15 protein-coding genes, 1 rRNA gene and 1 riboswitch (1 of these 17 only partly in view) are annotated in these 13,372 nt (G+C 39.4%); of the genes, 8 read left to right on the top strand and 8 right to left on the bottom strand.

Annotated features, from left to right (window positions below; all coding sequences use genetic code 11):
• The 5 genes from L4F92_RS05175 to moaA form a co-directional block, all read right to left on the bottom strand.
• Positions 1-709: ribosomal RNA gene (locus tag L4F92_RS05175) — 16S ribosomal RNA — on the bottom strand (it extends 835 nt beyond the left edge of the window).
• Positions 710-1,033: 324 nt separating this feature from the next.
• A complete protein-coding gene (gene moaE / locus L4F92_RS05170) occupies positions 1,034-1,486 on the bottom strand; it encodes a molybdopterin synthase catalytic subunit MoaE (protein WP_250350422.1) in 453 nt (150 codons plus the stop codon).
• Between the two features lies 1 nt (position 1,487).
• Positions 1,488-1,733: a molybdopterin synthase sulfur carrier subunit gene (gene moaD / locus L4F92_RS05165; RefSeq protein WP_250364463.1), complete on the bottom strand. Its 246-nt coding sequence runs from the start codon at positions 1,731-1,733 to the stop codon at positions 1,488-1,490.
• Positions 1,730-2,215: a cyclic pyranopterin monophosphate synthase MoaC gene (gene moaC / locus L4F92_RS05160; RefSeq protein ID WP_250364462.1), complete on the bottom strand. Its 486-nt coding sequence runs from the start codon at positions 2,213-2,215 to the stop codon at positions 1,730-1,732. The genes moaD and moaC overlap by 4 nt, the downstream gene beginning before the upstream one ends.
• Before the next feature lie 13 nt (positions 2,216-2,228).
• Positions 2,229-3,242: a GTP 3',8-cyclase MoaA gene (gene moaA, locus L4F92_RS05155; protein ID WP_250364461.1), complete on the bottom strand. Its 1,014-nt coding sequence runs from the start codon at positions 3,240-3,242 to the stop codon at positions 2,229-2,231.
• Positions 3,231-3,381, bottom strand: a riboswitch (molybdenum cofactor riboswitch). It overlaps the preceding gene by 12 nt.
• 199 nt (positions 3,382-3,580) lie before the next feature.
• Between moaA and L4F92_RS05150 the strand changes: the two genes are divergently transcribed.
• On the top strand, positions 3,581-4,513 hold the full coding sequence (locus L4F92_RS05150; RefSeq protein ID WP_250364460.1) for a gluconeogenesis factor YvcK family protein: 933 nt from the start codon (positions 3,581-3,583) through the stop codon (positions 4,511-4,513).
• Between the two features lie 54 nt (positions 4,514-4,567).
• Here L4F92_RS05150 and folE read toward each other — a convergent pair whose 3' ends face one another.
• Entirely contained in the window at positions 4,568-5,224 is a 657-nt protein-coding gene (folE, locus tag L4F92_RS05145) for a GTP cyclohydrolase I FolE (RefSeq protein WP_250364459.1), read from the bottom strand.
• 133 nt (positions 5,225-5,357) lie between these two features.
• On the opposite strand from folE, the gene moeA reads away from it, so the two are divergent.
• Positions 5,358-6,572, top strand: coding sequence for a molybdopterin molybdotransferase MoeA (gene moeA / locus L4F92_RS05140; RefSeq protein WP_250364458.1), 1,215 nt, complete (start codon positions 5,358-5,360; stop codon positions 6,570-6,572).
• Positions 6,573-6,574: 2 nt separating this feature from the next.
• Positions 6,575-7,306, top strand: a complete 732-nt coding sequence (moeB, locus tag L4F92_RS05135; protein ID WP_250364457.1) for a molybdopterin-synthase adenylyltransferase MoeB — start codon at positions 6,575-6,577, stop codon at positions 7,304-7,306.
• A gap of 114 nt (positions 7,307-7,420) precedes the next feature.
• Here moeB and L4F92_RS05130 read toward each other — a convergent pair whose 3' ends face one another.
• Positions 7,421-8,974: a DUF2813 domain-containing protein gene (locus tag L4F92_RS05130; protein WP_250364456.1), complete on the bottom strand. Its 1,554-nt coding sequence runs from the start codon at positions 8,972-8,974 to the stop codon at positions 7,421-7,423.
• 72 nt (positions 8,975-9,046) lie between these two features.
• On the opposite strand from L4F92_RS05130, the gene L4F92_RS05125 reads away from it, so the two are divergent.
• From L4F92_RS05125 to ftnA (L4F92_RS05115), 3 genes are all read left to right on the top strand, one after another.
• A complete protein-coding gene (locus L4F92_RS05125) occupies positions 9,047-9,958 on the top strand; it encodes a lysine exporter LysO family protein (protein ID WP_250350430.1) in 912 nt (303 codons plus the stop codon).
• A gap of 226 nt (positions 9,959-10,184) precedes the next feature.
• Positions 10,185-10,673: a non-heme ferritin gene (ftnA, locus tag L4F92_RS05120; protein WP_115249686.1), complete on the top strand. Its 489-nt coding sequence runs from the start codon at positions 10,185-10,187 to the stop codon at positions 10,671-10,673.
• A 21-nt stretch (positions 10,674-10,694) separates the two neighbouring features.
• Complete coding sequence (gene ftnA / locus L4F92_RS05115; protein ID WP_250350432.1) at positions 10,695-11,195, top strand: non-heme ferritin; 501 nt, start codon at positions 10,695-10,697, stop codon at positions 11,193-11,195.
• An 18-nt stretch (positions 11,196-11,213) separates the two neighbouring features.
• Here the strand turns inward: ftnA (L4F92_RS05115) and L4F92_RS05110 are convergent, their stop codons facing one another.
• Positions 11,214-11,372 carry a hypothetical protein gene (locus L4F92_RS05110; protein WP_250350433.1) on the bottom strand — a complete coding sequence of 53 codons (159 nt, stop codon included), beginning with the start codon at positions 11,370-11,372 and terminating at the stop codon, positions 11,214-11,216.
• Positions 11,373-11,498: 126 nt separating this feature from the next.
• Between L4F92_RS05110 and L4F92_RS05105 the strand changes: the two genes are divergently transcribed.
• Entirely contained in the window at positions 11,499-12,272 is a 774-nt protein-coding gene (locus L4F92_RS05105; RefSeq protein ID WP_250364455.1) for an FNR family transcription factor, read from the top strand.
• A gap of 124 nt (positions 12,273-12,396) precedes the next feature.
• Positions 12,397-13,320, top strand: coding sequence for a universal stress protein UspE (gene uspE / locus L4F92_RS05100; protein ID WP_250364454.1), 924 nt, complete (start codon positions 12,397-12,399; stop codon positions 13,318-13,320).
• Positions 13,321-13,372 lie beyond the last annotated feature (52 nt).

The raw sequence follows: 13,372 nt of genomic DNA, 5'->3' as shown, positions 1-13,372 counted from the left end.
TCTCTACGCATTTCACCGCTACACGTGGAATTCTACCCCTCCCTAGAGTACTCTAGTAAACCAGTCTGAAATGCAATTCCCAAGTTAAGCTCGGGGATTTCACATCTCACTTAATTTACCGCCTGCGTGCCCTTTACGCCCAGTTATTCCGATTAACGCTCGCACCCTCCGTATTACCGCGGCTGCTGGCACGGAGTTAGCCGGTGCTTCTTCTGTGACTAACGTCAAATCAACGTGCTATTAACACGTCAACCTTCCTCATCACCGAAAGAACTTTACAACCCGAAGGCCTTCTTCATTCACGCGGCATGGCTGCGTCAGGGTTCCCCCCATTGCGCAATATTCCCCACTGCTGCCTCCCGTAGGAGTCTGGGCCGTGTCTCAGTCCCAGTGTGGCTGGTCATCCTCTCAGACCAGCTAGAGATCGCAGGCTTGGTAGGCCTTTACCCCACCAACTACCTAATCCCACTTGGGCTCACCTTATGGCTAGTGGCCTTGCGGTCCCACTACTTTAATCCTCAGATATTACGCGGTGTTAGCCATCGTTTCCAATGGTTATCCCCCTCCATAAAACAGATTCCCAAGCATTACTCACCCGTCCGCCACTCGTCAGCATCGAAAGCAAGCTTTCAACCCGTTACCGTTCGACTTGCATGTGTTAAGCCTGCCGCCAGCGTTCAATCTGAGCCATGATCAAACTCTTCAGTTTAATCTCGCTCAATGAATACATAACGTTATATTCTTTTCGAATTTCAAGTTAAGCATCATTGATTTCTAAATTTTAAATCTTTTTGAAAATCAACGAATGCCCACACAGATTGTCTGATTGATTGTTAAAGAGCAAAAAAGAACGACGCGATTTGTATCATCTTCAGTTCTACAACGTCGCGTCGTTGTGTGCGGCGTATTATAGACATCTCGAAAATCTTTGCAAGTGTTTTTTTGTAAAAATAGTAAAAAAATACAAATTTTTACTAGAATGCCTTAACTAGAACAACTTAAGTAAATAAAAAACTTATCAAAAATGCGGCTTTTACCACTTATCTAACGCCTGCTGATCACTCTCTCGATGTTCAATCCAGCGTTCGCCCTTATCTGTCTGCTCTTTTTTCCAAAAAGGCGCTTTGCTTTTCAGAAAATCCATAATAAATTCATTTGCTTGGTAGGCTTCACCACGGTGAGGGGAACTGACTGCAACAAGCACGATTTCATCACCCGTATGCAATAAACCAACACGATGAATGACAGCCACGCGCAATAACTGCCAACGGGAACAGGCTTCTTCCACGATTTCACGTAACGCTTTTTCGGTCATTGCAGGATAATGCTCTAGAAACAAACTGGATACATTATCTCCTAAATTCATTTCTCGCACTTTTCCTACGAAAATCACGGCAGCCCCAACATTATTCGGCGCAGACACCCAACGATAAACTGCATTTTGATCAAAATGTGCAGTTTGTACAGCTATTTGGATTTCTGCCATCTTATCCTCCTGTAACTGGTGGGAAAAAGGCAATTTCATCACCATTTTGTACTGCACTTTCAAGATTAGACAATGTTTGGTTAATCGCAACTAAAAGTTTTTCTTTATCTAATGCTAATGCCCATTTATCCCCTTTGGCACTTAAATGTTGGCGTAATGCTTCTGCATTGGCAAATTTTCCTGTTACTTCGATCTCATCAACACCAATTAACTCTCGTGTTTGGGCGAAAAATAATACTTTAATCATTCTGTTTTTCCTGCTAAAAAATGGCCAGATTTTCCACCGCACTTTTCTAAAAGGCGAATATGTTCAATCACGATATCTTTTTGCACCGCTTTACACATATCATAAATGGTTAAGGCTGCCACGCTTGCTGCGGTAAGTGCTTCCATTTCCACGCCTGTTTTGCCCGTTAATTTGCATAGGCTTTCAATACGCACTTGGTTGCACTCAGGTAAGGCAGTTAAAGAGACTTCCACTTTTGAAAGTAATAAAGGATGACATAATGGAATTAAATCCCAAGTCCGTTTTGCCGCTTGTATCCCAGCAATACGCGCAGTGGCAAAAACATCACCTTTGTGGTGTTGGCCTGACAAAATCATTTGCAAAGTAGAGGGTGACATTGTCACTAAAGCTTCTGCTCTTGCTTCACGAACCGTTTCTTGTTTGCCCGAAACGTCCACCATATTGGCTTCGCCATTGTTATTAATATGAGTAAATGTGGTCATCGTTATTCCTTTATTAACCGCCAATGCTGGCAAGATGATTACGCACTCCGCTATCACCATTATGTAAAAAATGATGTTCCCGTTTTCCTTGTAAGGCTGAAAATATACGTGCTTCTAATTGTGGCTGTTGCTCGTCATACTGCAATAAATCACGTAATTCAATGCCTTCCTCACCAAATAAACATAAATGCAATTTACCTTTTGCGGACACTCGTAATCGGTTGCAACTTGTACAGAAATTCTTTTCATAAGGCATAATTAAACCGATTTCCCCTTGATAGTCGGGGTGTTTGAACACTTTAGCAGGGCCATCTAAATAACCACGCGGTTGTAATTGCCAACCGGACTCAAGTAATTGATCAGCTAAAATTTGCCCAGATAGATGATAGCGTTGAAAAAATTGATCCATTTCTCCCGTCTGCATTAATTCAATAAATCGCATTTGAATGGGGCGATCTTTAATCCAATTGAGAAACGCCCCAAATTCTTGGGTATTCAGATTTTTCATTAATACAGCATTTACCTTTACCTTACGGTATCCCACCTCAAAAGCACGATCAATGCCTTGCATAATTTCAGCAAATTTATCTACCCCGGTAATACGTTGAAACATTTTAGCATCAAGGCTATCGACACTCACATTTATGGACGTAATTCCTGCTTGTTTCCAAGCTGATACCTCTTTTGCCATACGATAACCATTTGTTGTGAGCGCAATTTGCTTAATATGTTCAACTTGCTGAATGTGTTCTACAATTGAGAGGAAATCTCTGCGTAAGGTCGGCTCACCGCCCGTGATACGAATTTTTTCCGTACCAAGATGAGCAAAAGCACGCACCAAGCGAACAATTTCACTTTGAGTAAGAAAGCTCGGTTTATTTGGCTCTGGCTGATAACCATTGGGTAAACAATAGTTACAACGAAAATTGCACATATCTGTAATAGATAAGCGCAGATAATAATATTGGCGAGCAAACCCATCTATAAGACGCGTTTCTCCCACCTGCTTTATGGGAATTGTTTGCATTAGACACCTTTCTAAAATGAGAGAGGATAAGCCGTTTCCAACGTATCCCTGAGTAATACAACATTGTATTACTGGCATTGCTACCTTATTTCATCGTTAAATAAAACGTAGGCAAACAAGCTCGGAGTTATGCGAAAATTTTCTTTATTCTAAAGGTTTAAGCGAATTTAAGCTATACCTAGAATGAGATCTATATCAAAAAAGGGGATATTTTTTTACTTATAAATCAATTATATAATATTTTATATAACGAAAATTTATAAAATTTACACCGCACTTTTGTTTAAATTTGTTTATACTTAACATCCGTCTCACCCTCACCTATTTAAGGAAAAATAATGAGTGATTTAACACCACATAGCCGTCATGAAAACTTAGATAAAATAAATAAAATTGTGGCTATTGGCGGAGGACACGGACTTGGACGCGTAATGTCGGCCTTGAGTTTTATGAAAGAACGCCTTACTGGTATCGTTACCACCACAGATAATGGCAGTTCGACAGGAAGAATTCGGCGGCAGCAAGGCGGGATTGCTTGGGGTGATCTGCGTAATTGTTTAAATCAAATTATCACAGAACCTAGCACTGCTTCTGCATTATTTGAATATCGCTTTTCAGGAAGTGGGGAATTAGCAGGTCATAATCTCGGCAATTTAATGCTTAAAGCGTTAGAAAATATGCATATTCGCCCAACTGAAGGGGTGAATTTAATCCGCGATCTCTTACATGTAAAATCATTCATTATCCCTATGTCTGAAACCCCTGTACACCTCGCTGCGTCACTTCCCTCTGGCTCAAGCGTGGTTGGTGAAGTCGAAATTGATGATTTAACTGAAATCCCCAATTCTATTTTTCTTGTTCCCCTTGTCAGTGCAACGCCCGAAGCGATACAAGCCATTCAACAGGCTGAAATTATTTTATTTGGACCGGGGAGTTTTCTCACTAGCATAATGCCACCGATTTTATTACCTGAAATCATTGATGCATTGAGAAACAGTCAAGCTAAGAAAATTTTCATTGATAATCTTGGGGTTGAGCATAGTCCTTCTGCGGCATTGTCGTTACAAGATCGGATAAATTGGATTAACGAAACGGTAGGGAAAAATATTATTGATGGCGCAATTGTTCAAAATGGCTTAGAACCAGCACAGAAAAATGAAGGTTTAACCCTTATTGCAAGACGATTACGTGCAGACGATGTCACCTACCGCCACGATCGCACATTATTATGCAAAGCCATTGATGATTTGATTGAAGAATTAATAAGATAAGTCATTGTACTTAAAAATAGGACGAAATCCTTTCGCCCTATTTTTTTTCTAAAATTATTTATTAATTAAACTCAAAAACTCTTTCCTTGTTTCTCGGTCATCAAGGAATACGCCACCAAATGCAGAGGTAACGGTATAACTATTGGTATCTTTAATACCTCGACATTTCACGCAAAAATGAGTGGCTTTAACATACACTGCCACATCTTCTGTTTCTAAAATGGTTTGGAAAGCCAGTAAGATTTGTTCAGTTAGGCGTTCTTGTACTTGTGGGCGCTGGGCAAAAAACGCCACAACACGATTAATTTTTGATAATCCAATTACCCATTTTTTCGGATAGTACGCAACAGACACCATTCCATCAATGGTGACAAAATGATGTTCACAAGTGCTAGTTAGCGTAACGTCATTCACCAACACCATTTCGCTCACTTTCATTCGATTTTCAATATTGGTGATTTTCGGGAAATTGGCGTAATCCAAGCCACTAAAAATTTCATCAATGAACATTTTGGCTAAACGAACGGGGGTTTCCTCAAGGCTATCATCACGCAAATCCAGACCGATCAATTTCATTACCTCACGCATATGTTGCTCAATGCCTTCTCGACGTTGAGATTTTGTAAGTTGTGTGGTAATCATCGGGGTTTCTATCCCTTTGCTCACTAATGCCTGACGAACTTTCTCTGCCTCAGGTGAAATTTTATTCATTGACTACTCTCCAAATTTTAAATTGGGCTATTCTATCAAAGTCTAAAACAATAATAAAATGAGAATAATAGTTAATTTATATGAAAAAAATGAGTAGAATGAGAAAATATTTAAGCAGACAAAAGGACAATTTATGCTTAGCCTTCAACAAGCGCTAACACAGATGTTAGATCAACTTCCTTTACCACAACAATGTGAAACGCTCCCCTTATCGCAAGCGAGCCAACGTATTTGTGCGGACGATATTATCTCTCCAATTAACGTGCCTTCTTTTGATAACTCTGCAATGGACGGTTATGCGGTGCGTCTTGCGGATCTTGCACAATCACATACGTTAAACGTTGCGGGCAAAGCCTTTGCAGGTAACCCTTTTAATGGTGAGTGGTTGCCACAAAATGCAATACGAATTATGACAGGCGCAATGATCCCAGCGGGTACCGATGCCGTGGTCATGCAAGAAAATGTGCAACTTAATGAAGACGGCACGGTAACCTTCAATGAAATCCCCAAATTAGGGCAAAATATTCGCCGTGCTGGTGAAGATGTGAAAAAAGGCGATGTGGTACTAAAAACAGGCGAAAAACTCACCGCACTTTCTTTACCCTTACTTGCGTCTTTAGGTATTGCTGAAGTGCCTGTATTTGTGCGTTTAAAAGTCGCTATTCTTTCTACGGGTGATGAATTAGTGCCAGTAGGTGAACCATTAAGTGAAGGTAAAATTTACGATACCAACCGCTTTACGGTGAAATTATTGCTCGAAAAATTGCCTTGTGAAATTTTAGATTTCGGCATTTTGCCTGATGATGAAGCCTTATTTGAAAAAGCCTTTTTACAAGCACAAGAGCAAGCAGATTTAGTCATTACCAGCGGTGGGGTTTCTGTCGGTGAAGCAGATTTCACAAAAAATATTTTAGAAAAACTTGGCACGGTCAATTTCTGGAAAATCGCGATGAAACCCGGCAAACCTTTTGCATTCGGTAAACTCGAAAAAGCGTGGTTTTGTGGCTTACCGGGAAATCCCGTTTCGGCATTCGTTACGTTTTATCAGTTAGTACAGCCTGCTATCGCAAAACTCAGTGGATATAGCCAATGGCAAGCGCCACAACAACTCAAGGCGATAGCCAGTGAAAATCTGAAAAAGGGCATCGGTCGCAAAGATTTTCAACGCGGTTTTTATTGTCTCAATGAACAAGGACAACTTGAAGTCAAAGCCATTGGTTTTCAAGGTTCTCATCTCTTTAGTGCGTTTATTGAAAGCAACTGTTTTATTGTATTAGAAGCAGAACGAGGCAATGTGAAAGCCGGTGAAATGGTTACCATTGAACCCTTTAATGAATTGTTGGGCTAATTATGATCGAACTCACTGCGGAAGAAGAACTGCGTTACAATCGCCAAATTGTACTGAAATCCATTGATTTTGATGGCCAAGAAACATTGAAAGATAGCACAATGCTTGTTATGGGCTTGGGAGGCTTGGGCTGTGCTGCAAGCCAATATTTAACTGTCGCGGGCGTTGGCAAATTAATTTTAGTGGATTTTGATCGCGTCTCTTTGTCTAACTTACAACGCCAAGTGCTACACGATGATAGCCGTCTTGCAATACCCAAAGTGGAATCCGCTAAGCTCAGTTTACAACGCTTAAATCCACACGTGCATCTTGACGCAATCAATCAACAATTAACGGATGACGCGCTCCTTGCGTTATTACAAAATGTCGATGTGGTGCTAGATTGTACCGATAACGTAGAAACACGGAATCAGCTAGATCGTTGTTGTGAGCAAAGCAAAACGCCACTTATTTCGGGGGCAGCAATCCGTATGGAAGGACAAATTTCCGTTTTCACCTATGAAGAAAACACGCCGACTTATCGCCAACTCAGCCAACTTTTTGGCAATGCGCCGCTAAGTTGTGTGGAAACCGGCGTGCTTGCTCCGATGGTGGGGATTATTGGCTCAATGCAAGCTCTTGAAGCAATCAAAGTGCGGTTGAAAATTGGCGAGAATTTATGTGGACGATTATTGCTGATTGATGGCTTTACGATGAAAGTGAGGGAAATTAAGCTTCCCGTTTCGCATAAATAAGTGAAATATCGCGGCATTCATTGCCGTGTATTTTTTCTCTCTTTTTTCTCCCCGTTTTCTCTCTACTTTTCTTTCTCCACTTAACTTATTTGCTTGCCATTTTTTACCTATTCCTCAAGATGAACGTGCTAAAATTAATACACGTGTGAAAAGCTGTTTAAACAAACGAGGAATGGATTCCACACCACGTTGCTTAATCTCATCAGATAACGCCACGGCAAGATCGGGCTTTGATGTGCGTTGTATGGCACGTTGAATGATACGATGAACCAAATATTTCTGTGAACTTTCCTGCCAATGCGCTAATCGAATAAACACTCGCTCAAACCCGGCATAATAGAAAAAATGTTCAATATCTTTTTTCGGTAAATAGGTGAGTCGCATTGCGGGTGATTCATTCTCATTCAAGAGACTTTTCGTAGTTGCTGAATATTTTTTACCTGCCTCATCGCCATCGGTTAGCACATACCATTCAATTCCCATCGCTTTGGCATAATGAATTAAAGCACGCAATCCACACTGCGCAAATTCTACGATCCTGATGCCTTCCATCGCAAGATCAATACCAAGTAGATCAGCCAATTCTGTTAAAATCCAAACTTCCGTTTCTCCCTCCACCAACAGCCACATTCGCGAAAATAATGCAAGACTACGGTTATGACGAATATGGAAGCTTAAACGGCGTAATTCCTCTTTATTTAATTGATGTGAAAGCTGAAAAGCTTGTGTGCGTTCACTGCCCCTCACTAAACGGCAAATCGCCTGCAAAGGGATTTGTGAGAGCAATTCCACAGAATTTGTAGTGGTAATACGTTGAATGGGTAAATAACTGACTAATTCCCATATAATCGCCACCATTCTAGGATGCAAACGGGCGTCTGGATCTTCAAATAAAATAATCGGCCGTAAGCGATGAAGATCACGTAATTCATTGGCAGAAACAAATAATTGGCTTAATTGTTGAAATAAAATATGGCGTAATGAATGATGCTGTTTTTCGCGCAATTTCAGGCAAAGCGATTTCACATCATTCCAAAGTGCGGTGGTATCTTGCATTAATTCTGCTGACATAATGCGATTGAGAAAATAATGTTGCAGTAAGCACAACGTGGATTGAATTTCGCGATTAAGCTTAGGGTCACCCAACCAAGGTGATGCCGAGAGAGGTTGAGCATCAGAGGGGGAATTACGTCTTGCATCACGAAAACGATAAACAGGATGTTGTGCAATTAATGCCATTGCCATTTGTTCTGGGTCTTCTACGCTAAGTATTTTCCCTTCCCCATCTAAAAAATGGTAGGTGGTGATAATCTCGGAGCCTCGCATTTCCCCCATAATCTGAAAATAAATTTTAGCATAAGGTTCATCATCAAAAACGGCAAGTTGAGGATAAGGAAAATGCGCTAAGGATTTTGCTTCACGGTGAAGGCTAAAGGTAAATAATAGGGTAATTTCTTTCACCGTAGAGGCATTTTTTTCGTCTTGATAAAAATCCGTTGATTGGAATTGATAAAGGCGTTGCTCGTTATTAAAAATGACACTTAACGCTGCCAATAAACTGGATTTCCCCCAAGCATTTTCACCAATCAACACCATATTCGGTTGTAAAGTAAGCGAAAGGCGGTTTATGCCACGAAATCCCACCAAATCTAATTGACGCAAATACATTATCGCTCCTTTGTATTTTTATCTCACTTGCGTAAAATAGCATAATAATTTCATCATTTTAAGGAAAAAACTGTGTTTGAAGGATTACTTATCGTCCTCGCACCCATGTGTTTAGGCTATTTTTTTAAGACAAAAAACACCGCACTTTTACAGCGTATAAACCAAATAGTAATGCTTCTGCTTTATGTCATTTTGTTCATTATGGGCGTATCTTTAGGGCATTTAGACGATCTTGCCAACACGTTACCGTTAATTGGCATTTCTGCCTTTAGCTTTGCTTTAATCATTCAAAGTTGCAATATTATTGGCTTAATGCTCTATGACAAACTTTACCCATTGCCACTTAAACGTTTGGGCAAAGATTTACCTTCCCGTGGGCGATTATTATTGGATAGTGCCAAACTTTGCTCAATGGTATTGATTGGTTTTATGGTGGGGATTTTGACCAAAGAATGGCTCGCCTTTCCTTTTAGTACAAGTACTTATGCTTTGGTTCTGTTGATCTTTTTTGTCGGCATTCAACTGCGTAATAATGGTATTGCGTTACGTGAGGTGATCTTCAATAAGCGTGGCATTTATACGGGGATTGTTTTTATTATTACTTCCTTGCTAGGCGGTATCATTTCCGCTTATGTCCTTGATTTACCAATGACGCAAGGTTTAGCCATTGCATCTGGGTTTGGCTGGTATTCCCTTTCTAGCGTTGTGATCAATGATGCTTGGGGGCCGGTATTTGGCAGTATCGCATTTTTTAATGATCTCTCACGGGAAATTCTGAGTTTATTTATTATTCCCTTCTTTATGTTTAAGTATCGCTCTACCGCAGTCGGAATGGCTGGTGCAACCGCATTAGATTGCACCTTGCCCATTATTCAACGTTCTGGCGGCATTGAAGTTGTCCCACTGGCGATTAGCTTCGGCTTTGTAACGAATATAGTACCGCCAATTTTGTTAGTATTTTTTTCCAGCATTCCACTTGCTTAATTATTCACTTTCAGCCTGTATCTTCTATATAGGCTGAAAAATCCATTCAATTTCTACCGCACTTTTCTTTTTAATATTTAGCAATAAGAATGATTCTCTCAAATAGAATAATTATTATTAAAATTTCCTTTTAAAATTAATAACTTATAAATATTTTTAGTTGCAAAAAAGAAAAAACTGGTTAAACTATGCCCAGTCTAGTTAATCATTAAGGAAAGGAGTGGCTATGTTACAAGACGCGATTATTAAGAAATTAAACGAACAAATTAATTTGGAATTTTATTCTTCCAATGTGTATTTACAAATGAGCGCTTGGTGCTCAGCAAATGGCTATGAAGGCGCAGCAGCCTTTTTGCTACGCCACGCAGATGAAGAAATGATGCATATGCAAAAATTATTCACCTATGTAAATGAAACAACCGGTATGCCATTATTAGGCAAAATTGAAGCACCAAAAAATGATTACAAATCGTTAAAAGAAGTCTTTGAGATCACGCTTGAACACGAAAAATTTGTTACCGCAAAAATCAATGAACTGGTGGAAGTTACCTTTGAGCATAAAGACTACTCTACTTTCAATTTCTTGCAATGGTACGTGGCAGAACAACACGAAGAAGAAAAATTATTCAGTAGCATTATTGATAAATTTAATTTGGTTGGTGAAGACGGACGCTCGCTTTACTACATCGACCGCGATTTAGCTACATTAGAATAATCAGAATAAAAGGAGAAAAAAATGTTATCAAACAACGTGATTAAATTATTAAACGATCAAATGAATTTGGAATTTTATTCCTCAAACTTATATTTACAAATGAGCGCTTGGTGCGAACAACAAGGTTTTGACGGTGCAGCACAATTTTTGTCTGCTCACGCAGCGGAAGAAATGCAACATATGCGTAAGTTATTCACTTATTTAACTGAAACAGGGGCATTGCCAATCATCAGTGAAATTGATGCACCACCGCACGAATTTAGTTCATTAAAACAAGTGATTGAAACCACTTACCAACATGAAAAATTAATTACCAGTAAAATCAATGAATTAGTTGGAAAAACCTTTGAAGAAAAAGACTTCTCTGCATTCAATTTCTTACAATGGTATGTGGCAGAACAACACGAAGAAGAAAAATTATTCAGTGGTATTTTAGATAAACTGAATCTTCTCGGCGATGACGGCAAAGGCCTGTTCCTTGTGGATAAAGACCTTGCCAAACTTGCAGTTAATCACGCTTAGTTATCAGTATAAAGCCAGTTATTCGCTGGCTTTTTCTTTGTCCAAAATTTGCTGATTTTCCACCGCACTTTGGATTTGTTGATAATGACAAGTGCGGTAGAAAAAGGCGGAAAGAAGTATGCAAAGCATTAAAATAATTTGAATTAAACGTTTTTTTGTTAGCTTTTCAGTGGCCATTAGGATTTCCTTAACAATTATTTAACTATTTAAAACTTCTTAATTTTACCATTTAGTGGTATTATTTCTTGCGTTAGATCAATTTTATATGATTTTTTCTGCTTTACCGAGTTATTTGAGGATTAAATGAAAATTTTAGCTAATGACAGTAAAATTGGGCGTCGTGTTCAATCCGGCGGCTGTGCCATTCACTGCCAAGATTGTAGTATCAGCCAACTCTGTATTCCTTTCACATTAAATGAACACGAACTAGACCAGCTTGATAACATTATCGAACGCAAAAAACCGATCCAAAAATCTCAAGTCTTATTTAAAGCAGGCGACTCCCTTCATTCTCTCTATGCAATTCGTTCTGGCACGATTAAATCTTATACGATTAGTGAAACAGGTGAGGAACAAATTACCTCTTTCCATTTGCCCGGTGATCTCGTCGGCTTTGACGCAATTATGAATATGCAACATCCAAGTTTTGCACAGGCTTTAGAAACCGCAATGGTCTGCGAGATCCCTTTTGATATTTTAGATGACTTATCAGGCAAAATGCCCAAATTACGCCAACAAATTATGCGTTTAATGAGTAATGAAATTAAAAGTGATCAAGAAATGATTCTCTTACTGTCTAAAATGAATGCCGAAGAACGCTTGGCGGCGTTTATTCATAACCTTTCTCGTCGTTACTCGGCTCGTGGTTTCTCTGCACGAGAGTTCCGTTTAACGATGACGCGTGGCGATATTGGCAATTATTTAGGTTTAACCGTTGAAACCATTAGCCGTTTGCTAGGACGTTTCCAAAAGTCAGGAATGCTCTCGGTTCAAGGAAAATATATAACCATAAATAATATGGCAGAGTTATCCCAATTAGCAGGAGTAACCAAAACGCGTATTCAAATGGTCAGCTAATTGGCTTTCACGCAACTAGTGCAACAATATGTTGCACTAGATCACGTTTTTTTCCACACTAACTTGTTATTCTTGCCAATCTTTTCTATGCTATAAGCCAATTAGCCAACATTTGGAGGTTGTTATGAAATTTAAAAATATCTTGGTTGTGTTAAATCCTGAAAATGAAAAGCAATATGCCCTTGCTCGTGCGGTGCGTTTAGTCAAAGAACAAAAAAGTGAAAATAAAGTAAACATTACCACGTTTATGACGGTTTATGATTTATCTTACGAAATGTCCGCGCTGCTTTCTTCAGAAGAACGTGAAAATATGCACCAAGGTGTTATTGAACAACGCCAAAAAGTCATTAAGCCTTATTTAGAAAAATACGCCGATCCAAATATTGAATTTTATTCAAAGGTTGTTTGGCATAGTAATGAAGCGGAAGCCATCGCGGAAGAAGTGGAAAAAAATCACTACGATCTTGTCGTGAAATATACACAGGAAGAAGAAAGCATTACATCACTTATTTTTACCCCGATGGATTGGCAATTATTACGTAAATGCCCCGCTCCAATAATGATCGTAAAGGACGGAGATTGGAAACATCAACGCCGTATTTTAGTTGCGGTCAATGTGTCTGATGACGAAGAGCATCATAGCTTACTGAATAATGAATTAGTGACACTAGGTATTGATTTAGCCGATAGCTTAGAACGCGGAAATGTACACCTTGTTACCGCTTATCCACCAACACCAATCAATATGGCAATCGACTTACCTGAATTTAGTGCGGCTGATTACAGTAATAGTATTCGCGGACAATACTTGCTCAATATGAAAGCCCTACGCCAACATTTCAATATTGATGAAGATCACACCCACGTTAGAGAAGGTTTCCCAGAAGATATTATCCCTGAAGTGGCAAAAGAATTAGGGGCAGAAATGGTGGTGCTAGGCACAATCGGTAGAACCGGGCTTTCTGCGGCTTTTCTTGGAAACACCGCTGAACACGTTATCAGCAAATTAAATTGTAATTTATTGGCAATTAAACCGAATGATAAATAGCCCCAAATGAGCATATAAAAAAGCTGACCTCAATATTGAGATCAGCTTTTTT

It is taken from the genome of Avibacterium sp. 21-595, assembly GCF_023611905.1.
In the GTDB taxonomy this organism is placed as follows: Bacteria; Pseudomonadota; Gammaproteobacteria; order Enterobacterales; family Pasteurellaceae; genus Avibacterium.
Note: the sequence above shows the minus strand (reverse complement) of the source record. Positions and strands in the feature narration are given on the sequence as shown.